This window comes from Kitasatospora sp. NPDC088160, assembly GCF_044741445.1.
In the GTDB taxonomy this organism is placed as follows: Bacteria; Actinomycetota; Actinomycetes; order Streptomycetales; family Streptomycetaceae; genus Kitasatospora.
On record NZ_JBIUSS010000002.1, the window covers coordinates 439308 to 459256 of the forward strand.

Annotated in this window: 18 protein-coding genes; 12 read left to right on the top strand and 6 right to left on the bottom strand. The window is 72.3% G+C overall.

Translation table 11 applies throughout. The features are described from left to right. The first annotated feature begins 4 nt into the window (after positions 1 to 4). The 4 genes from ACIOGZ_RS04500 to ACIOGZ_RS04515 all read left to right on the top strand — a co-directional run bounded on the left by ACIOGZ_RS04500 (position 5) and on the right by ACIOGZ_RS04515 (position 2942). Positions 5 to 370, top strand: coding sequence for a PadR family transcriptional regulator (locus ACIOGZ_RS04500; RefSeq protein WP_363585158.1), 366 nt, complete (start codon positions 5 to 7; stop codon positions 368 to 370). Continuing rightward, positions 367 to 1374: a hypothetical protein gene (locus ACIOGZ_RS04505; RefSeq protein ID WP_400810086.1), complete on the top strand. Its 1008-nt coding sequence runs from the start codon at positions 367 to 369 to the stop codon at positions 1372 to 1374. The genes ACIOGZ_RS04500 and ACIOGZ_RS04505 overlap by 4 nt, the downstream gene beginning before the upstream one ends. 171 nt (positions 1375 to 1545) lie before the next feature. Then, complete coding sequence (locus tag ACIOGZ_RS04510) at positions 1546 to 2199, top strand: RNA polymerase sigma factor (protein ID WP_400984802.1); 654 nt, start codon at positions 1546 to 1548, stop codon at positions 2197 to 2199. Beyond that, positions 2196 to 2942: a hypothetical protein gene (locus ACIOGZ_RS04515; RefSeq protein ID WP_400984805.1), complete on the top strand. Its 747-nt coding sequence runs from the start codon at positions 2196 to 2198 to the stop codon at positions 2940 to 2942. The genes ACIOGZ_RS04510 and ACIOGZ_RS04515 overlap by 4 nt, the downstream gene beginning before the upstream one ends. 299 nt (positions 2943 to 3241) lie before the next feature. Here the strand turns inward: ACIOGZ_RS04515 and ACIOGZ_RS04520 are convergent, their stop codons facing one another. From ACIOGZ_RS04520 to ACIOGZ_RS04535, 4 genes are all read right to left on the bottom strand, one after another. Beyond that, on the bottom strand, positions 3242 to 4012 hold the full coding sequence (locus ACIOGZ_RS04520) for an ATP-binding cassette domain-containing protein (RefSeq protein WP_363630409.1): 771 nt from the start codon (positions 4010 to 4012) through the stop codon (positions 3242 to 3244). Between the two features lie 166 nt (positions 4013 to 4178). Beyond that, positions 4179 to 4742 carry a winged helix-turn-helix domain-containing protein gene (locus ACIOGZ_RS04525; RefSeq protein ID WP_363585150.1) on the bottom strand — a complete coding sequence of 188 codons (564 nt, stop codon included), beginning with the start codon at positions 4740 to 4742 and terminating at the stop codon, positions 4179 to 4181. Positions 4743 to 5101: 359 nt separating this feature from the next. Continuing rightward, complete coding sequence (locus tag ACIOGZ_RS04530; RefSeq protein ID WP_363585148.1) at positions 5102 to 5626, bottom strand: hypothetical protein; 525 nt, start codon at positions 5624 to 5626, stop codon at positions 5102 to 5104. 819 nt (positions 5627 to 6445) lie between these two features. Beyond that, complete coding sequence (locus tag ACIOGZ_RS04535) at positions 6446 to 6865, bottom strand: hypothetical protein (RefSeq protein ID WP_363585146.1); 420 nt, start codon at positions 6863 to 6865, stop codon at positions 6446 to 6448. A 329-nt stretch (positions 6866 to 7194) separates the two neighbouring features. Here ACIOGZ_RS04535 and leuC point away from each other — a divergent pair, with 329 nt between their 5' ends. From leuC to ACIOGZ_RS04560, 5 genes are read left to right on the top strand one after another with little or no spacing between them, the layout of a single operon-like run. Next, positions 7195 to 8595 (top strand): 3-isopropylmalate dehydratase large subunit, encoded by a 1401-nt coding sequence (leuC, locus tag ACIOGZ_RS04540; protein WP_363585144.1) that lies wholly within the window; start codon positions 7195 to 7197, stop codon positions 8593 to 8595. A gap of 35 nt (positions 8596 to 8630) precedes the next feature. Next, the gene (gene leuD / locus ACIOGZ_RS04545; RefSeq protein WP_363585142.1) at positions 8631 to 9314 is read left to right on the top strand and encodes a 3-isopropylmalate dehydratase small subunit; all 684 of its coding nucleotides are present in this window, start codon (positions 8631 to 8633) and stop codon (positions 9312 to 9314) included. Beyond that, positions 9311 to 10510 carry a pyridoxal phosphate-dependent aminotransferase gene (locus ACIOGZ_RS04550; protein ID WP_400984809.1) on the top strand — a complete coding sequence of 400 codons (1200 nt, stop codon included), beginning with the start codon at positions 9311 to 9313 and terminating at the stop codon, positions 10508 to 10510. Before leuD ends, ACIOGZ_RS04550 begins: the two co-directional genes overlap by 4 nt. Beyond that, complete coding sequence (locus tag ACIOGZ_RS04555; RefSeq protein WP_363623342.1) at positions 10507 to 11535, top strand: TauD/TfdA family dioxygenase; 1029 nt, start codon at positions 10507 to 10509, stop codon at positions 11533 to 11535. The genes ACIOGZ_RS04550 and ACIOGZ_RS04555 overlap by 4 nt, the downstream gene beginning before the upstream one ends. A 29-nt stretch (positions 11536 to 11564) precedes the next feature. Next, positions 11565 to 12857: an MFS transporter gene (locus ACIOGZ_RS04560; RefSeq protein WP_400984812.1), complete on the top strand. Its 1293-nt coding sequence runs from the start codon at positions 11565 to 11567 to the stop codon at positions 12855 to 12857. Positions 12858 to 12927: 70 nt separating this feature from the next. On the opposite strand, the gene ACIOGZ_RS04565 is transcribed toward ACIOGZ_RS04560, so the two are convergent. Both ACIOGZ_RS04565 and ACIOGZ_RS04570 read right to left on the bottom strand, forming a co-directional pair. Continuing rightward, the gene (locus tag ACIOGZ_RS04565) at positions 12928 to 13572 is read right to left on the bottom strand and encodes a response regulator transcription factor (protein WP_350880992.1); all 645 of its coding nucleotides are present in this window, start codon (positions 13570 to 13572) and stop codon (positions 12928 to 12930) included. Beyond that, positions 13560 to 14828, bottom strand: coding sequence for a sensor domain-containing protein (locus ACIOGZ_RS04570; protein ID WP_363585134.1), 1269 nt, complete (start codon positions 14826 to 14828; stop codon positions 13560 to 13562). The genes ACIOGZ_RS04565 and ACIOGZ_RS04570 overlap by 13 nt, the downstream gene beginning before the upstream one ends. Positions 14829 to 15126: 298 nt before the next feature. On the opposite strand from ACIOGZ_RS04570, the gene ACIOGZ_RS04575 reads away from it, so the two are divergent. The 3 genes from ACIOGZ_RS04575 to ACIOGZ_RS04585 all read left to right on the top strand — a co-directional run bounded on the left by ACIOGZ_RS04575 (position 15127) and on the right by ACIOGZ_RS04585 (position 19948). Next, complete coding sequence (locus tag ACIOGZ_RS04575; RefSeq protein ID WP_063351478.1) at positions 15127 to 15861, top strand: ABC transporter ATP-binding protein; 735 nt, start codon at positions 15127 to 15129, stop codon at positions 15859 to 15861. A gap of 3 nt (positions 15862 to 15864) precedes the next feature. After that, positions 15865 to 18435 (top strand): FtsX-like permease family protein, encoded by a 2571-nt coding sequence (locus ACIOGZ_RS04580; protein ID WP_363585132.1) that lies wholly within the window; start codon positions 15865 to 15867, stop codon positions 18433 to 18435. Between the two features lie 298 nt (positions 18436 to 18733). Then, on the top strand, positions 18734 to 19948 hold the full coding sequence (locus tag ACIOGZ_RS04585; protein ID WP_400984814.1) for a serine hydrolase domain-containing protein: 1215 nt from the start codon (positions 18734 to 18736) through the stop codon (positions 19946 to 19948). The last annotated feature ends 1 nt before the right edge of the window (position 19949 follow it).

The following is a 19949-nucleotide window of genomic DNA, read 5'->3' on the forward strand; positions in this document are numbered from 1 at the left end:
GGCCATGGCTAACCGTCAACTACAGGAGCCGACCCGGCTCGTGCTCACCGCGCTCGCCGATGCCCCGCGGCACGGCTACGCGATCGTCCAGGAAGTCCTGGCCATCTCCGACGGCCGGACCAAGCTGCTCACCGGCACCCTCTACACCGCGCTGGACCGGCTCCTCCAGCAGGGGCTGATCCGGATCGACCACGAGGAGGTCGTCGGTGGCCGGATGCGGCGCACCTTCGCCCTCACCGAGGACGGCCGGGACGTCCTGGGCGCGGAGACGGAACGGCTGCGGGCCGGAGTCGTCGAGGCCGAGCGCAGGCTCGCGCTCGGGCGGGGGCCGCGCCTCGGGGCGCTCCGGCTGAGCGGCGGTGCGGCATGACCGCGCAGCAGGCCGGGGCGCTGCCCGGCAGGCTCCCGCTGATCGGCATCTACCCCGCCGCCTACCGGGCCTCGCACGGCGAGGAGATCGCCGCCGTCTTCGCCGAGTCCGTCGAGGGCGCCGACCGGCGCACCGTGCTGCGCGAGTGGGTCACCCTGGCCGCGCACGCCGCCCGGCTGCGGACCCGGCTCAGCTCCGGAGACCCCGCGGGCCGGGCGCTCGCCGGCGCCGCGCCGTTCCTGCTGGCCGGAGGGGCGGCGCTGGCCTTCGTCCAGCTGGTGATGACCTTCTTCGTCGCGGACACGCGCTTCGACCTGATGGGCCTGCACACCACGGCCGCGACCGCGGTGGGCGCGGTGCAGGCCGCCCCCTGGGTCCTCGCGCTGCTCGGCGCCGGCCTCGGGCACTGGGGCGCCGCCCGCCTCCTGGTGCTGGTCGGCGTCCTCGCCCGGATCGGCGCCGCGGTCGGCTACGCCGTCCACCCGGCCGGGGTGCTCTTCCTGTCCCTCCACCAGCTGCCCCTCTGGCTCCTGCTCGGGGTGCCGCTGCTCATCGCCCCGCCCGACGGCGTCGACCAGCGCGTCCGCGCCCGGGTCGGGACGGTCGTCGCGGCGGCCGTCATCGCGCTGCCGATGAGCGCGCTCGTCCTCGCCTGGCCCTGGCGCGACCTGGAGGACTACTCCGAGGTCATCTTCCCGCGCAGCACCCAGATGCTGCTCGACGCGTCGTCGGCCTGGCCCGCCGTGGTGATGGCGATCGCCTTCTTCGTCCACTTCGCCGCCCGCCGGCCCGACCGGCCGCGCGCCGCCGGTGTGGCGCTGGCCGCCCTCCCCTGGGCGGTCATGCTCCCCGCGCCCTACTACTGGGCGCTGCCGCGCGACCTCGCCGACCTCGGGCGCAACCTCGCGGTCGTGGTCGGCCTGCTGGCCGTCGCCGCCGTCCTCGCCGCGTTCGGCCGCACCCTGGCCGCCTCCCGGGACCCGGAGCCGGTCGAGCCGGCCTGACCGCGGAGGCGGCGCCCCGAACCGACCGCCGGTGTCGGGCCGGCCGGTCCGAGGATCCCCGAGTCCCTTCTTCCGGAAGGGGCTCGGGGATCCTTCGTCGATGGCGTGGCGGCCCGGCGCGGTGTGGCGTGGATCACGGCAACGGGTGGCGGCGGCGGGACAGGAGCTGGTGTGGAGAATTCGATACGCGCCCGGGTGCGCGCTGGGGACGCGGCGGCGTTCGGGCTGGTCTTCGAGGACCACGCCCAGGCGGTGTACCGGCACGCCGTGCGGATGACCGGGGACTGGGCCGTCGCCGAGGACGTGGTCTCGCTGACGTTCCTGGAGGCGTGGCGGCTGCGCGCGCGGGTCGATCCCGAGGGGGAGAGCCTGCGGCCGTGGCTGCTGGGGATCGCGGGCAACGTCATCCGCAACACCCGTCGGGCCACGCGGCGCCACCAGCGGGCGCTGGCCAAGCTGCCGCCGCGCGAGGCGATGCCGGACTTCGCCGGGGAGCTGGCGGGTCGGATCGCCGACGCCGAGGAGCTGGCCGCCGCGAAGGCCGCGCTGGAACGGCTGCGGCCGGCGGAGCGCGAGGTGTTCGCGCTGTGCGTGTGGGAGGGCCTGGACCACGCGGCCGTCGCCGAGGCGCTGGGCCGGCCGGTGGGGACGGTCCGCTCGCGGTTGTCGCGGGCCCGGGCCCGGCTGCGGGAGTTGACGGCGAAGGAGCTCGCCGCGTCACGGTCCGCGCGCTCGGGAAGAGGTGGGCAACGCCCGGGCGCCGGCGGACAGGTAGCAGGTGACCGCGACCTCGCGGTCCGGCCGTACAAGGAGACGACCCGATGAACGCCACCCCCCGGGACCGGTCCGAGCAGACCGAGCGGGAGGAACTGGTCCGGCTGCTGCCGGCCCCGGCGGCCCCGGAGCTCCCCCCGGGCCGCCACCTCCTGCTGAAGGAACACCTGATGGACACCGTCACCGACAACTCCCGGCGCACGGCCCGGCGGCGCAGCCTGGCGCTGCGCCTGGCCCTCCCGACGGGCCTGGCCGCCGCCCTGGTCGGCGCCCTCCTCGCCACGGGCCCCGGCCGCCCCGCCCCGGACACCGGGCACCAGGACGCCCAGCACCCGGCCGACGGCACCGGCCACGCGCTGGGCCGCGTCGACAACGCCGCGTACACCCTCGAAGGCGGTGACGACCTCGTCAAACTCACCATCCTGGAGCAGTACAAGCCGGTGGACCCGGACCAACTGCAGCGCGACCTGGACCGGTTCGGGATCCCCGCCCGGGTCTACGCCGGCCAGCCCGGCTGCCGCGCCTCCGAGCCGGAGACCCCGGACAACCAGGAGGGCCAGGACAGTTGGGACATGCATACGGAGGGCGCCGGCCCGCTCGTCCTCACCGTCCGCCCCCGCGCCGTCCCGGCCGGTCTCAAGCTCTTCATCTACCTGCCCTTCGCCGGGACCGACCCCGCCCACAGCTCGCGCGAGATGCACACCGGCCTCATGCGGAGCCCGGGCCCGGCCTGCATGCCGTCCAAGGTCTACTTCAACCCCCTGGCGAGCCTGATCCCGACCCCGCCGCACTGAGCGGCTGACGGCTGACGACCGGCGGCTGACGACCGACGGGTGCGCGGCGGCAGCGGTAGCCGGCGGAGGCAGGCGATGGCAGGGGTGTCCGCCCGGGGCCTGCCGGGGGGTGTCGCCGGGCGGGCCTGCGGTCCGGGATGCGCCGGCGCGGTGCGCCGGAGGACGCACGGGGCGCGGGGGCCGCGGCTGGGGAAGCGCTGTGCACCGCTTGACCGGGGGGCGCCGGGGAGGGCGAGGGGCGCCGGGGAAGGGGCGCCGGGGGCGCCCTGGGAGAGGGGCGCCGGGGAAGGCGGGGCGGATCAGGTGGTCGAGCCTCTTCGGAGGTGCTGGAGGCAGTCGGCGATCTCGGCGGGGGTGGAGGGACCGAGGGCGTCGGCGAGGCGGCCGTGGTGGAGGAAGACGACGCTGTCCGCGTACGCGGCGGCTTCCGGGTCGGTGGTGACGAGGACCGCCGTGAGGTCGAGGGCGCGGACCGCGCGGCGGAGTGAGGCGCCGATGGCGCGGGCGAGTTCGGGCGAGTCGTCGTGGCCGGGGGTGTCGACCAGCAGCAGGCGCGGGGAGCCGGCCAGCAGCCGGGCCAGCATGGCGTTGTGCTGCTGGACCCGGCCCAGCCTCCGGAGCGGCCGCCGCCAGAGCCACAGTCGGGTGATCCGACTGATCTGCCAGGCCTGGCGGCGGCCGAGTGCGGAAACGCCCGGATCGACGAATTCACGAACCGTCACATTCGGGTGGACGGGCTCGTGTTGGCCCCAGAGTGCGCCGACGGAACCCCGTTCACCGTCGGCCCAGTGGACCGTTCCGGTGGACGGGGTGGTGACGCCGGCCATGCACTCCAGGAGTGCCGTGGTGCTGGCGCGTTCGTCTCCCATGACGGCACAGAAGCGGCCTTTTCGTACGCCGAGTGAGAACTCGCGCAGGACCGCTGTGGGACCGTTCGTGCCCGGGTGGATTTTCGACACGTTTTCCAGCGTGACGGCACAGTCTGGGGCGGCTTCCCGCTCAGCTGGTCCACCTCCCATCATGAATCCGCTCCCAGGCTTCCGTAAATGATGCGTGCGGCGACAAGGCATCGTGCTTGCATGCCCAGAACCTACTCGCTCGTAATGGGTTTAGGCCATGCTGCCCGCATCCGTATGTATGGTGCACTTTCCTAGACCATCCGTGTCAGATCGAGATCGCTCCTCGGGGTGTGTTGCGGGTGCGTTACTTCGGGAATCGTCGGTATAGGGCGAATTGTCAGACCAGTGGATCCCCACGAAGAAGAGCCCCGCCCAGGGGGGTCAGGGTGTGGTGCACTTTGTTGAGCGAGCGCAGGGTGGTGATAAGTCCGGCCGCCCGCAGGACGGCGGTGTGCTGGCTCGCGGCGGCGGTGGAGATGCCCACCAGCTCGCCGACCTCGGTGGTGGTGCAGGTGGTCGTCAACACCTGGAGGACGGCCGCCCGGGTGCGCCCCAGCAGGGCCCCCAGGGCCTGGTCGCCGTCGGGCGCCGGGTCCCACAGGTTCTCCCGGTCGCGCGGGACGGGGATCGGGTAGAGCAGCAGCAGGGGCCGGTCGCCCTGCTGTTCGACCAGGATCGGCGATCGGGAGAACAGGAACAGCGACGGCGCTATCTCCAGGCCGGTCGACTCCAGTTTGATGTCGTGCCCCGTCCCGGGGACCTCCAGCACCGGGGGACGCCAGCGGATCGCCGGGTGCAGGGTGCTGAGCAACTGGTCGACGCCGCCGCTCATCATGATCTGGGCCCGGGCGTTCCGGTCGACTTCGAGCAGGGTCGACACCTGGCTCCAGTAGGGCTCCACGGCGATCCGGTGGAATGTCTCCAGATCGCGCAGAACCCGCGGTCGGAATTCGTTCCCGGATCCGGCCGCGGAGGAGTTTTCGAGAATTCGGTAGAGATCCGGGAAAGGTCGTACGGTGCGGGCGAGTTCGGCCAGTGCCCGGCCGTCCCGTTCACCCGCGACCCGTCGTCGCCAGGAATGGAAGACGGGGCCTCCGCCGCCCGTCGCGAAGGTTTCGAGGGCGCACAGCGCCTCTCGCATCGGATCCAGATGAGCGGCCGACGATACTTTGGCCAGGCTCGCCGGACTGAAGAATATGCGTCGCATTGCTGTTTTCCCCCTTGAAGTTCCGATGCTGTCGCGATCGGAGGTCATCGGTCTCAGGCCGGCATCGCTGCCGCTTCGATCACGCCCTCGGTCGCACAGTTCGGTCCGTCGGGGAGAATGGGGTAGAAGAGCGTCGGTCCGTCGGCAATGGTGTGGTCGTCCACCAGGACCGGGGAATCGGGTGCCAGGAAGTAGGACGGCGCAATGGTCAGCCCGACCTCCTCCAGTTGCACGTCCTCGTTCTGTCCGGGTATCTCCAGCGAGCAGGTGGAGAGCCGGACGGTCGGGTGAAGGGTGCTCAGCAGGCTGCGCGCGCCGCAGTCCTGGAGGATTTCCAGTCGCTTCTTCCGGTCGCTCTGGACGGTGAGGGAGATCACGTCCCAGTGCGGGGCGACCATGATGCGGTAGAAGGACTCCAGGTCCCGGAGCAGGCGCAGGTCGGCGCCGTTCCCGGAGTGCCGGGCGCGCCGGACCATGGTGTCCATGTCGGGGAACGGGCGGATGGTCCGGGCGAGTTCGACGAGCCGCTGGGTGGACCCGAGCCGGTGGGTGGGACCCAGCCGGCGGGCCGGCCCCACGGGGCGGGTTTTATGCCATCGGAGCCGGCGTTTCGCCTGGCGGTGCCGGGAAGAGAGCAGGTCCAGGGCGAAGAGTGATTCGCTGACCCAGTCCGGGGTCGGCATGATACGCGTTCTCAACAGGCTTGCCGACGTGAAGTGCAGACGTGGCACGAGTCCCCCATGAATGCCGTTGATGTAGGCGGGCCGGGAGCCGGGATCCACGGTGAGGTGGATGGTCGATCGTGCGTGACCGCATCTTCGACATGGCCATGCCCGTTCCCGTACCGACTACGCTACGTGGCGCTTTAGGGGGGTGACAGTCGAGTCTTCGCCAGTTCGAAGGTGCAGTTCTCTGCACCTGATCCGGATAGCGGACTCGACTCGGTTCGACCGCCCCCTGAGGGGTCATGTGACCCGTGGGGCGGTTGGGGAGAGAGGGGTCTGTGGGGCCGGAGTCGCGCCGGACGTGGGTCCGCGCTCTCGGCCTACCTGCCAAGAGCGCGGAAGTTCCTCAGGCGCGGATTCGATCTGCTCGTCAGATCGTGATAAGCACGTTGATCAGAACGCCAACGGCGACCACCGCGAGGACGACCCAGGGCCACATCGGGCGTTCCTTAGTGGGCTTCCAGCCGGTCGAATCGGGCATGACTGCTCCTGGCTTGTATTGGTACGGGGAGATTTACGGCCGGGCCCCCCGGAAGACGGGGGACCCAACGAGGGGCCCGGCCAAGGGAATCGGCGGGGGAACTGTTAGTGCCCTGTTCACCGATTCCGGTCTGTGGTCACCGTGTGCGCTCTGGGAGGCTCAACGGTGACGCTGGTTCGGAAGCCCAGTCATCACGGGTAGTCGTGGTGGTCGAGGCAGGTCTGGCGCAGTTCCTTGATGCGGTCGTTCTGCTCACCGATGTAACCGACCACGGTGCGCACCGCACCCTTCTCGCGGATGTCGGCGTTGCGCATCTTGTCGGCGGTCGACTGGATCGCATTGCGGAGCTTGTCGTCCCCGGCCTGCTTGGCCAGCCCGTCGAGCTCGTCGGCCCGGTCGCGCATCTTCTTGCGGGCCTCCTCCACGTTGTCCGGGAACGGATCGGTGAAGGTCTTGCCGAAGATCTTCGCGCACAGCTCGATCCGGTCGGCGGCCTTGGTACTGACCTGGCAGGCGGATGTTCCGGCGCCGACCAGGAGGACGGCGGCCAGGGTCAGCACGACCGTCCTGCTCCGCCGGCGTCCGGGTTCGGCCCCGTGGCTCCTGCGCATCGGGTACATGCTTCCTCCCTGGGTCCCGTGGGATCCGATGATCTTCTGCCCGTCGTCCCGGCGTTGGTTCCGCCTTCGATGACTCCATCCTGAACCCGGGCGCCGCCGATTTCATGGGGGCTTACTTCCGATCCGAGGTGCAGTTCTCTGCACCTTTCTTCGTGCACGTGATCGCCTGTGCTGGGCGTTTTCGCACCGGCTTAAAGACGTGGTGGGCGGTGGGTGGCGCCATGGAGGCTGAGGTCCGTACGGCCGGGACGGCATGCGGTGGCCGGGGTTCCGCCCCAGGGCCGTGGCGCACGGACAGCGCAGGGGAGAGAGGGACGACGATGGGCCCAGCACGGACACTCGCGGAGAAGCTGTGGGAGCGCCACGTCGTGGCGTCCCGGCCCGGCGGACCGGACCTCCTCTACATCGACCTCCACCTCACCCACGAGGCCACCTCCCCGCAGGCATTCGACGGGCTGCGGCTGGCCGGCCGCGGCGTCCGGCGGCCGGGGCTGACCCTGGCGCTGGAGGACCACAACGTCGCCACCACGGCGACCGCGGTGCTCGACCCGGTCAGCCTGGTCCAGTTGGACACGCTGCGCCGCAACTGCGCCGAACAGGGCGTCGAGCTCTACTCGGTCGGCCACCGGCGGCAGGGGATCGTGCACGTCGTCGGACCCGAACTCGGCTTGGTGCAGCCCGGCATGACGATCGTCTGCGGGGACAGCCACACCGCCACGCACGGCGCGTTCGGCGCGCTCGCCTTCGGCATCGGCACCAGCGACGTGGAGCACGTCCTGGCCACCCAGTGCCTGGAGATCGGCCGGCCGCGCACCCTGGCCGTCGAGTTCACCGGCCAACTCCCCCCGGAGGTCGGGGCGAAGGAGATGATCCTCGCGCTGATCGCCCGGATCGGGGCCAACGGGGCGCAGGGCCACCTCATCGAGTACCGGGGCGACGTGGTGCGCGGGCTCTCCATGGAGGCCCGGATGACGCTCTGCAACATGAGCATCGAGGCCGGCGCCCGGGCCGGGATCGTCGCACCCGACGAGACCACCCTGGAGTACCTGCGCGGCCGTCCGCACGCCCCCGCCGGGGCGGACTGGGACGCCGCCGTCGCCGACTGGTCCACCCTGGCCACCGACCCCGGCGCCGTGTTCGACCGGACGGTCGTGCTCGACGTGGGCGGGCTCACCCCGCTCGTCACCTGGGGCACCAACCCCGCGCAGACCGTGCCGCTCGCCGCCGCCGTGCCCGACCCGCAGACCTTCACCGACCCGCTCGAACGCGCCTCGGCGCAGAAGGCGCTGGCCTACATGGGCCTGCGGCCCGGGACCTCGATGCGGGACCTCGCGATCGACGTCGTCTTCGTCGGCTCCTGCACCAACGGCCGGATCGAGGACCTCCGCTCCGCGGCCGGGGTGCTGCGCGGGCGCACCGTCGCCGGCGGCACCCGGATGCTGGTCGTCCCCGGCTCGATGCAGGTGCGGGCCGAGGCCGAGGCGGAGGGGCTGCACGAGGTCTTCCTGGCCGCCGGCGCCGAGTGGCGGCTGCCCGGTTGCTCGATGTGCCTGGGGATGAACACCGACCGTCTCGAGGGTGTCGAGCGCTGCGCCTCCACCTCGAACCGTAACTTCGAAGGCCGCCAAGGGGCGCGGGCCCGCACCCACCTGGTGTCGCCCGCGGTCGCCGCCGCGACGGCGGTGGCCGGGCGGCTCGCGGCCCCGGCCGACCTGGCCTGACAGCGCCGGCCCGGCCGGAGAGAGGACAGCTGAGTATGGAACCCTTCGTCGAACACCACGGTCGCGCGGTCGCCCTGCGCCGCGACGACGTCGACACCGACCAGATCCTGCCCGCGGAGTACTGCAAGCGGGTCACCAAGAGCGGCTACGAGGACGCGCTGTTCGCCCGCTGGCGCGCCGAGGACGGCTTCGTCCTGGAGCAGCCGCGCCACGCGGGCGCGACGGTCCTGCTGGCCGGCCGGGACTTCGGCATCGGCAGCTCCCGCGAGCACGCCGTCTGGGCGCTGCGCGACTGGGGGTTCCGCGCCGTCGTCGCCACCGGCTTCGGCGACATCTTCCGCCGCAACGCCCTCAACAACGGCCTCGTCCCGGTCGACCTGCCGACCCCCGTGGTCGAGGAGCTGATGGACCTCGCGGAGTCCGCCGAGGGCCTGCGGCTCACCGTGGACCTGCGGGCCGGCCTGCTGCGCCGGCCGGGCGGCGAGCACCCGTTCACGGTCGACGCGCGGGCCCGGGCCCGGCTGCTCGAAGGGCAGGACGTGATCGCGGAGACCCTGCTCAGGAGCGGGGACATCGAGGCGTACGAGGCGGGCCGCCCGTCCTGGCTGCCCGAGATCCCGCGCGGCGCCTTCGACCGGGCCGAACAGCGGCTCCGGGGCGAAGCGCCGCTCCAGACCGAACAGCGGCTCCGGACCGACGCCGCGGGAGTGAGCCGATGAGCGCCACCACGCACCATGACACCCCGGCCCGCCGCGCCCTGGGCGCCGAGCGGGTGGCCGGGCTGCCCGGCGGGGGGCTGGCCGCGCTGCTGCTGGAGGGGCTGCCGCCGGACACCGTCGACCTGGCGGTCGGCACCCCGGCCTACCCCGACACGCCGCCCGGGCTGGTCGAGGCGGCGGTCGCCGCGCTGCGCGCCGGCGTCCACCAGTACCAGGACCCGGCCGGGTTGGCGCTGCTGCGCGAGCGGATCGCCGCGGCCCTGCCCGGCGCCCCGGACCCGGGCTCCGAGATCACCGTCACCGTCGGCGGCAGCGAGGGGCTGGCCGTCGCCCTGCTCTCGTTCGTCGACCCCGGCGACGAGGTGATCGTGTTCGAGCCCTTCTACGAGAACTTCCTCAGCGCCATCGCCCTCACCGGCGCCCGCCCGCGCCCGGTCCGGCTGCGGGAGCCCTACTGGAGCGTCGACCCGGACGAGCTGGCCGCGGCCTTCGGACCGCGCACCCGCGCCGTCATCGTGAACAGCCCGGCCAACCCGACCGGCGTCGTCCTGGAGCGCGGCACCCTCGACCTGCTCGCCGAGCTGTGCCGGCGCTGGGGCGCCGTGGTGATCTCGGACGAGGTGTACGCCGGGTACGTCTACGAGTCGGCCGGCTACCGCTCGGTCGCCGAGATCGAGGGCCTGGCAGACCGCTCCGTGGTGGTCGGCAGCCTCTCCAAGAGCCATGCGATCAGCGGCTGGCGGCTCGGCTTCCTGCGCGCGGCGCCGGAGCTCACCGCCCTGCTGCGCAAGGTGCACGTGGCCACCACCGGCGGCGCGGCGGCCGCGCTCCAGCACGCCGCGGCCAACGCGGACCTGCTGCTGCCGGAGCGCTGGGACCACGCGGCGGGGATGCGTGAGCGGCGCGACCGGACGGTGACCCTGCTGCGGGACGCCGGATTCGACTTCACGCCCCCGGCCGGCGGCTGCTACGTGCTGGCCCGGATCGACGGGCTGACCGACGAGCCCAGCCCGCGCTTCGTCCGCACGCTGCTCGCCGAGACCGGTGTGCTGGTGGCGCCGGGCACCTCGTTCTTCGTCGATCCGGCCGATGGCGAGCGCTACGTCCGGATCGCCTTCAACCGTCCACTCCAGACCCTCGACACCGCTGCCGAGCGGCTTCGCGCCCGCAGCCCGCAGAAGGGAGTCACTCCGTGACAACCGCCATCAGCATCTCGACCGAAGCGCGGCACGACGGACTGGTCCTCGGGATCACCGCCGAGACCGCGGGCAACCGGCTGGTCGACCTCGGCAAGGAGCAGGGGGAGTTCATCCGCCAGCGGATCACCGAGCACGGCGCGGTCGTGCTCAGCGGCTTCGACTGGCAGGAGTGGCCGGAGCTGGACACCTTCGTCAACGCCGTCGTCGGCCGGCCGCTCGACTACACCGAGCGCTCCTCGCCGCGCACCGAGCTGCACCCCGGGGTGTTCACGGCCACCGACCACCCGGCGACCGAGGAGATCTTCCTCCACACCGAGCAGTCGTACAACCTGAACGTCCCGCGCTACCTGTTCTTCTTCTGCCGCCAGGAGTCGCCGGACGGCGGCGCCAGCCTGCTGGCCGACTGCCGCGCCCTGCACGCCGGGCTGCCCCGGGAGACCGCCGAGCGGTTCGAGCGGGAGGGCTACCTGCTCGTCCGCAACTTCCGCCCCGGCCTGGGCCTCTCCTGGCAGGAGGCGTTCGGCACCAGCGACCCGGACGAGGTCAAGGCCTACTGCGACGCCAACAGCATCGAGCTGGAGTGGCTGGAGCGCAACCACCTGAGGACCCGTCAGCTCCGCTGGGCCGTCTCCACCCACCCGGAGACCGGCGTCCGCTCCTGGTTCAACCACCTGACCTTCTTCCACGCCCGCACCCTGCGCGAGGACGTCGCCGACTTCCTGCTGGAGGAGTACGGCCCGTGGGGGATGCCCACCAACACCTTCTACGCGGACGGCAGCGAGATCCCGGACGAGGTCGTCCGGCAGCTCCAGGCCGCCTACCGGGCGCAGCAGATCGACGTCAACGTGCACACCGGTGAGGTCCTGATCGTGGACAACATCAGCGTGGCGCACGGGCGGGCCCCCTTCGTGCCGCCGCGCGACCTGTTCGTCAGCATGGCCGGGGCGCACGCGTGGTCCGAACTCCGCCCGGTGGAGCGGACGTCGGCGCCCGCGGTGGCGCTGCCGACCCCGCCGCAGTGACCTCGGGCAGTACGACGGCCGATGCCGCCGTGGCAGCCGAGCCGGGCCCGCCGCCGCTGTCCCGCAACCGCGAGTACAACGTGCTGTGGACCGCGAACATGGTCTCCCAGCTGGGGGCGCAGGGCACGCTGATCGCGTACCCGCTGCTGGTGCTCGGGCTCGGCGGCTCCGCCTTCGAGGCCTCGCTGGCCGAGTTCGCGATCGCCGGGTCGCGGGCGCTCTCGGCGCTTCCCTCGGGGGCGCTGGCGGACCGGGTCAGCCGCAAGACGCTGATGCTGGTCTCGGAGTTCGGGCGGGCCGTGGCGCTGGGCCTGCTCGCGCTGCTGGTGGCGATCGGGCACGCGCCGCTGGCGGCCATCGTGGTGGTGGCGGTGGTCGAAGGGGTGTGCACCTCGCTGTTCGGCACCGCCGACCAGGCGCTGCTGCCGAGCGTCGTGCCGTCCTCGCAACTCGCCGACGCCGTCACCCGCAACACCGCCCGCTACTACCTCGCGACCATCGTGGGTCCGGGGATCGGTGGATTCCTGTACGGCGTCCAGCGGTTGCTGCCGTTCGTCGCCCAGGCGGTGACCTCGGCGATCGCCTTCGTCACGCTGCTGTTCCTGCGGCTGCCCGCGCCCGCGCCCGCGCCGGTGCCGGCGCCGGCGCCGTCGCCCGAGGGCGAGGGCGGGGGCGCGGACCGGGCCGAGAGTGCGTTGCAGGCGATGGCGTCGGGGCTGCGCTGGCTGCGCGGCAACCCGGCTGTGCGGGCCACCGTGCTGTTCGGCACCGCCTTCAACCTGGTGTTCAGCGGCCTGTTGATCGCCGTGGTGGTGATGGCCCAGCAGGACGGGCGGTCCGGTGCCGAGGTCGGCGCCATCGGCGCCCTGGTCGGCGCGGGCGGCGTGTCGGGTGCGCTGGCGGCCGGGCGGCTGCGCCGCTCGCTCTCGCCGTTCACGGCGCTCATGGTGCTGACCTGGGCCTCCGCGGTGCTGGTGCCGCTGCTCGCGGTGGTGCCGACCGGCTGGCCGGCCGGGCTGGTGCTGGGGGCCACCGCGTTCCTCGCGCCCACCGCCACCGCCCTGGTGGCCGGTCATCAGATGATGGTCACCCCCGATGAGATGCGCGGCCGGCTGGCCGGCCTGATCGGGGTCTCGATGGGCGCGGGCGCGGCGCTCGGCCCGCTGCTGTGCGGGCTGCTGCTGGAGACCGTGCACGCCGTGCCCACCGTCCTGAGCTGTGCGGCGGCGTTCCTGCTGATCGCACTCGGCGTGGCCGTCACCCCCGCGGTCCGTGCCTTCCCCGCCCTGCCCGACAACCGGGAGCACCCGTCCGGGAGTTGAGGAGGGGGACACGCAGGAGGGGCGGCGCCCGACCGGCGCCGCCCCTCTCCGCGTGTCCTCCTTCGGCCGTTCAGGCCCGCAGGTAGGTGAGCACGGCGAGCACCCGGCGGTGGCCGCTGTCCGGCGTGGGCATGTTCAGCTTGGCGAAGATGTTGCCGATGTGCTTGTTCACCGAACTCTCCGCGATGAACAGCATCTCGGCGATGGTGCCGTTGTTGCGCCCCTCCGCCATCAGCGCCAGGACCTCGCGCTCGCGCTGGGTCAGCGAGGACAGCGGGTCGTCGCCGGCCCGGCGGACCATCAGCTGCGAGATGACCTCCGGGTCCATCGCGGTGCCGCCGTCGGCGACCCGCTCCAGCGCGAGCAGGAACTCCTCGGCGCGCCCCACCCGGTCCTTCAGCAGGTAGCCGACCCCGGAGGCGCTCTGCGCCAGCAGCTCCGTCGCGTACGCCCGTTCGACGTACTGCGAGAGCACCAGGACGGGCAGGTTGGGCAGTTGCTTGCGGGCCTCGACGACGGCGCGCAGGCCCTCGTCCCGGAACGTCGGCGGCAGCCGGACGTCCACCACGGCGACGTCCGGGCGGTGTGCGAGCAGCGCGGGCAGCAGGTCGTCCCCGTTGTCCACGGTGGCGCACACCTCGTGCCCCTCGCTGTTCAGTAACAGGACCAGCCCCTCACGGAGCAGGGCGTTGTCCTCGGCGATCAGGATCCGCATGGAATCTCCACCTTCAGTACGGTCGGGCCCCCGGGCGGGCTGAACAGGTCGGTGGTGCCGTCGAAGGCGGCGACCCGGCGCCGGAGTCCGAGGATCCCGCTCCCCGTGCCCTCGGTGGCGCCGCCCTTGCCGTCGTCCTCGACCCTGATCGAGATGGCGTCCGACGCGATCCGCAGCCACACCAGCGCGCTGCGCGCCCCGCTGTGCTTCGTGATGTTGGTGAGCGCCTCGGAGATCACGAAGTAGGCCGCGGCCTCGGCGGCGGCGGGCGCGCGGGGCGCCGCGCCGGCCGACTCGTCGATGTCTATCCGGGTCGGGACCCCGCACAGCGCGGTGAGCGCCCGGACGGCGTCGGTCAGCCCGCGGTCGGCGAGCACCGGCGGGTAGATGCCGCGGACGAGGTGGCGCAGCGACTCCAACGCCTGCTCGGCGAGGTTCTGGGCCGCGTCCACCATCTCCGGGACCTGCTCGGGCCGTTGGCCGAGCGCGCGCTTGATCATGCCGAGGCGCAGCGAGACGGCGACGATGCCGGCCTGCGCCCCGTCGTGCAGGTCGCGTTCGATCCGGCGCAGTTCGGCGTCGTGCGCGTCGAGCGCCTCGGCGCGGGTCACGGAGAGTTCGCGGACCCGCTGCGCGAGCGCGACCCGGGGGCGGGCGGTCAGCAGCCGGCGGGACATCCGGGCGTGCACGAGGGCCAGCCCGCGCATCGCGGCCATCGCCACCACGGCGTAGCCGATGCCGATGAACACCGCGACGAAGGACTTCAGCCACGAGTCGACGTTCATCAGGATGATCGAGTTGCGCTCGCCCGACGCGAGCTTCCACCACACCGGTGCGGACAGCCAGTTGAAGGCGTTGCCGCAGATGCTCAGGGCGAAGATGCACAGGGCCGAGCCGACGACGCCGTGGGTGATCACCCAGAGCAGGTCCTTGCGGACGGCCGGGTCGCGCAGGGAGGGCTTGCGGGGGCCGGTGCGGCCGGGCTCCAGGTCGCGGTAGGGCGTGCGGACCTCGGTCTCCAGCAGCCGGCCGACCCACCGGCGGTGGACCTCGGCGTACCTGCGCAGCACCCGCAGTGTCCTGGGCAGCAGCAGGAAGCCCGTTCCGACCAGGCAGAGCGCGAAGATGATGGCGATCAGGTAGAACAGCAGCAGCCCGGCGAGTCCGGTCATCAGGCAGAGCAGGACGTAGCCCGCGGCCGGAGGGAAACGGATCACCGTCTGGCGGACCCACTGCTCGGGCTGTAAGCGTCGCAACTCGGCAATGCTGGGGGCGCGCACGGCTCCTAAAACCCTCCGAGTCGTCATCCCGATCACCCTACCACCGTCCCAAATGCGGCGGTGGGTGGCACTTTTCTGCACCATCGACTCTCCAGTTCGTGCCCTGGTTCCGTACCTGCTCCAGGACTTACCTTCGTGAACGTCAAGTAGTGCGTGCGAGTGGTGGAGGCCGGAAGTGAGCAGAAAGGGACGCGGAGCGCGGACGGAGGAGTTCCAGGGCGCGGCCGCGGAGGAGGAGTACGCGGCGCCGCCGCGACCGGACGGCAGTGCCGCGCTGGACGCTCACTGGGTCGTCCGCCTCGACGGGGTCCGGAAGACGTACGGCAAGGGCGCCGGGGCCGTGCACGCGCTGCGCGATCTGTCCCTCGCCTTCGCCCGGGGCACCTTCACCGCGGTGATGGGCCCGTCCGGGGCGGGCAAGAGCACCTTCCTGCACTGCGCCGCCGGGCTGGACCGCCCGGACGCCGGCTCGGTGGTGCTCGGCGGTACCGAACTGGCGCAGCTCAGCGAGGTCGATCTGACCATCATGCGCCGGGAGCGGGTCGGCTTCATCTTCCAGGCGTACAACCTGATGGCGGCGTTGACCGTCGCGGACAACATCACCCTGCCGCTGATGCTGGCCGGCCGCCAGCCGGACCACCAGTGGTTGCAGCAGGTCGTGACGCAGGTGGGTCTCGCCGACCGGATGAGCCACCGGCCCTCGGAGCTGTCCGGCGGCCAGCAGCAGCGGGTGGCCATCGCCCGGGCGCTGGCGGCGCGGCCCGAGGTGGTCTTCGCGGACGAGCCGACCGGCGCGCTGGACACCCGCACCGCCAAGCAGGTGCTGACGCTGCTGCGCGAGGTCGTGGACAGCCTCGGACAGACGGTGATCATGGTGACCCACGACCCGATCGCCGCCTCCTACGCGCACCGCGTGGTGTTCCTCGCGGACGGGAGCTACGCGGAGGAGATGACGCATCCCACGCCGGACCGGGTGGCCGAGCGCATGACCCGGCTGGGGGAGTGGTGAGGCGTGTTCAGGCTCGTCGTACAGACCGTCAAGGAGCGTAAGGCCGGGTTCGTCGGGGCGTTCGTCGCCCTGTTCGGCGCGTCCGTGCTCGTCACGGCCTTCGGAATCATCCTGCAGTCCGGCATCGGCAACGGGGTGCCGGTCCAGCGCTACTCCGGCGCTGCGGTCGTGGTCGGCGGTCAGAAGCACTTCACGGTCCACGAGGCCAAGAAGAGCAAGTCCAAGGACCTCAAGGACGCCGTCGGCGTCCCGATCGACCTGGTCGACAAGGTCGCCAGGACCGAGGGCGTCGACAAGGCCGTCCCGGTGCTCACCTTCCCCGCGCAGGTCGTCTCCAACGACGGCGAGGAGCTGGTCAAGGGCGCCGACGACCGGACGTCCAACGGCACCAACTGGGGCGCGGCCGCGCTCGGCCCGTACGACCGCAACGGCGACGAGCCGAAGCGGGCCGGCGAGGTGGTGCTGGAGAAGTCCGTCGCCGACCACCGCAAGGTGAAGGTGGGCGACAGCGTCAAGATCGCCTCCACCCGGGACGCCAGCTCGTACAAGGTCGTCGGCATCGTCACCTACAAGGGCGGCGGCGGTGCGCTGCGCACCCCGCCGGTGTTCTTCTCCGACGACGAGGCGCGCACCCTGTTCGGCCGCACCGACCAGGTCAGCGCCATCGGCGTGCTGGCGCCCAAGGACACCAACGCCGGCAAGCTCGGCGACCGGATCGACAAGGCGCTCAAGGGCTCCGCGATCGACGTCTACACCGGTGACGGGCGCAGCAGCGTCGAGAACCCGGACGTCGCCTCGGCCCGGGGCAGCCTGAAGGAGCTGGCGGGCTCGCTCGGCGGCACCGTCGTGCTGATCACCATGATGGTGGTGGGCAGCACCCTGGCGCTCAGCGTGCACCAGCGCCGGCGCGAGCTGGCGCTGTTGCGCGCGGTCGGCGCGACGCCCAAGCAGATCCACAAGATGATCTCGGGCGAGGCCCTGGTGATCTCGCTGGTGGCCTCGATCCTGGGCTGCTTCCCCGGCATGCTGGCCGCCGGGGTGCTGCGCGGGGCGCTCGGCGCGATCGGTATCCTGCCGGACGACTTCGAGTTCTCCTACGGGCCGATCCCGGCGATCGCCGCGGTCGGCATCGGCGTGATCGCCGCGCAGGTGGCGGCGTTCGCGGTGGCCCGCCGGGTGGTGTCGATCCGGCCGGTGGAGGCGCTCAGCGAGGCCCAGACCGAGCAGCCGGGCATCGGCGGCGCCCGGGTGGCCATCGGGATCCTGCTGTTCGTCCTCGGCTTCTGCGCGTCGCTGTTGCCGCTGTTCTTCGGCAGCATCTTCGCGGTGGCCGCGGCCGGCAGCGGCGGCCTGATCATGGTGATCGCGATCCTCATGCTGGCCCCGCCGGTGGTGGCGAAGGCGACCAGGCTGATGGCCGCGCCGTTCCAGCGCCGGTTCGGGACCCTCGGGTTCCTGGCCGTGGCCAACACCCGGGCCAACGCCCGGCGGCTGGCGGCCGGCATCGGCCCGCTGATCCTGGCGATCGGCTTCGCCTCGGTGCAGCTGTTCATCCCGACCACCACGTCGGGTGCGGCCGAGGCGCAGGCCCAGGCGGGCGTCGTCGCCGACTACACGGTGACCAGCGAGTCCGGCGGCCTGCCGGTCACCGCGCCGAAGTTCATCGCCGGCCTGGACGGGGTGGACGCCGCGGCCGGGACGGTGCGGGTGGACCTGTTCGCCTCGACGAAGATGCTCGGCTCGCCGGAGATCTTCGACTACAAGGCGCAGGGGCTGACCCCGGGCAACCTGAGCCGGGTCGTCGACCTGGACGTCTCCGAGGGCTCCCTGGACAACCTGTCCACGGACACGGTGGCGATCAGCAGCGGGGCTTCGGCCACGCTCGGCGCCAACGTCGGCGGCCAGATCAAGGTGCACATGCCCGACGGGCAGACGCTGGAGCCGAAGGTGATCGCCGTGTACAAGCGCGGCCTGGGCTTCGGCGACATCACCCTGTCCTACGACACCGTGCTTCAGCACAGTTCGCGCCGGATGTACGACTCGGTGCTGGTGCGGGCCAAGGACGGCGCCGACAAGAAGAAGGTGATCGGGGAGCTCACCGGGCTCAACGACCGCTACCCCGGGGTGCACGTCCAGGACAAGGGCGGCCTGTCCGCCGCCCAGGAGAAGGCCGGCACGGCCAACCTGTTCGGCAGCGCGCTGCCGCTGGTCCTGGTCTTCGGGTACATCGCGGTGGCCGTCGCCAACACCCTGGTGATGACCACGCTGTCCAGAGCACGGGAGTTCGCGCTGCTGCGGCTGGTGGGCGCGACCCCCGAACAGGTCATGCGGATGATGCGCACCGAGACACTGATGCTGATCCTGATCGCGGTGGTGGTCGGCAGTCTGGTGCCCATCGTGCCGTTGATGACGGTGAGCATGGGCCTGACCGGGTCCCTGGTTCCGCACATTCCTCCGCTGCTCTACCTGGCGATCGTGGCGGCGACCTCGGCCCTGGCCGCGGCGGCCGTTCTGGTGCCGACCAAGCTCGCCCTGCGCGCCCGCCCGGTGGAGGCCATCGGACTGCGCGAGTAGCTCCGTCCGCACCATTGCCACACCGACCCGCCGATGGGGTCCGCGACCGCGGACCCCATCGGCGTTTTCGGGTTTCCGGGCAGGTCGAACGGCGTTTCGCAGTGCGGCAACCAGGGTCATTCGGCTGCCGCTTAACGACCCTGACCGGCCCCGCCGCCCGGTGTTAGCCTGCATTCACCAGAGCGAATTCCCCTTTTGCGTAATCCCCGTACCGACGAGCCGTGGACGGAACACGGCCGAACGGGGCTGTTGTGCTGCGCCTTTTTCGGATTCCGGTGAATGCGGTGGGTGGGTTTTAGTGAATTCACAGTCATGGCGTGAAAAGGCCGGACGGCTCGCGCGCGAACACGGTGTGCGCTCCCTCCGGTGCGCCTTCTACGACGCCGGCGAACTCCACGTCGCCGAGGCGGGTGCGGAGCCCGGGCCGGCGCCCGCCGCGCCGTTCGCCTCGCTCACCAAGCTCTTCACCGCGACGCTGGCCATGCAGCTGGCCTTCGACGGCGACCTCGACCTGGACCTGCCGGTCGGCGAGTACCTCACCGAACCGCCCTTCGCCGAACTGAGACTGACGACCCGTCATTTGCTCAGCCACTCCTCCGGGATGGTCTGCGACGGCCCCGGCGACGGCGGGCTGCGGGCCGCCGTCGCGGCCGGCCCGCTGTTCGCCCCCGGCACCGCGTTCTCGTACTCCAACGCCGGGTTCGCCCTGGCCGGAAAGGTCATCGAGGCCGCCGCCGGGGTGAGTTGGCGCAACGCCGTGACGGACTTCCTGCTCCGGCCGCTGGACATCGAGCCGGCCTTCCTGGCGGCCGGCGAGATCCCCCGCGACCTGGCCCCCGCCGCCGCGATCGCCGGCACCGTCACCGACCTGGTCGCGTTCGCCCGGCTCCACCTGGACGACCGCGATGCCTCGCACGCCGCCCTGCTCGACCAGGAGGCCGTCCGGGAACTGGCCGAACCGCCCTTCGACACCCTCCCGTTCGGCCTGGCCGACGGCTGGGGCCACGGCTGGGCCCGGTACGGCAACGGCGCCGACCGCTGGCTCGGCCTCGACGGCGTGGGCGCGGGCGCCACCTGTCACCTGCGGATCCAGCCGGAACGCGGCACCGTGATCGCCCTCCAGGCCGACTCCGCGGCCGGCCTCGGCGCCTGGCAGGACCTGCTGGCCCAGCTCCGGGCCGAGGGCGTGGACGTCGCCGGCTACGCGCCGGGCCCCGCCGCCGGCGCCGCGCAGGACCTGTCGGACCGCGTCGGGCAGTGGGCCAACGGCGAGACCGTGTACCGGATCCGCCCCGGCGCCGACGCGGCGGACGGCGCGCACCCCGGCGCCACCGTCCTGGTCGACGACGACGGGATGGAGTACGACCTGACCGGCCGAGGCGAGCGCTTCTTCGCCGCCCGGCACCCGCGGCTGCCCGAGGTGGAACACCTCGGCCGCTTCCTGCTCGACCCGGAGACCGGGCGCGCGGACCACATGCAGTTCGGCGGGCGCGTCCTGCGACGCGTCGCCTGAA

Coding starts and splice junctions, on each gene's coding strand:
- ACIOGZ_RS04500 (WP_363585158.1), top strand. CDS start 5: ATGGCTAACCGTCAACTACAGGAGCCGACCCGGCTCGTGCTCACCGCG.
- ACIOGZ_RS04505 (WP_400810086.1), top strand. CDS start 367: ATGACCGCGCAGCAGGCCGGGGCGCTGCCCGGCAGGCTCCCGCTGATC.
- ACIOGZ_RS04515 (WP_400984805.1), top strand. CDS start 2,196: ATGAACGCCACCCCCCGGGACCGGTCCGAGCAGACCGAGCGGGAGGAA.
- ACIOGZ_RS04520 (WP_363630409.1), bottom strand. CDS start 4,012: ATGCCTTGTCGCCGCACGCATCATTTACGGAAGCCTGGGAGCGGATTC.
- ACIOGZ_RS04535 (WP_363585146.1), bottom strand. CDS start 6,865: ATGCGCAGGAGCCACGGGGCCGAACCCGGACGCCGGCGGAGCAGGACG.
- leuC (WP_363585144.1), top strand. CDS start 7,195: ATGGGCCCAGCACGGACACTCGCGGAGAAGCTGTGGGAGCGCCACGTC.
- leuD (WP_363585142.1), top strand. CDS start 8,631: ATGGAACCCTTCGTCGAACACCACGGTCGCGCGGTCGCCCTGCGCCGC.
- ACIOGZ_RS04550 (WP_400984809.1), top strand. CDS start 9,311: ATGAGCGCCACCACGCACCATGACACCCCGGCCCGCCGCGCCCTGGGC.
- ACIOGZ_RS04565 (WP_350880992.1), bottom strand. CDS start 13,572: ATGCGGATCCTGATCGCCGAGGACAACGCCCTGCTCCGTGAGGGGCTG.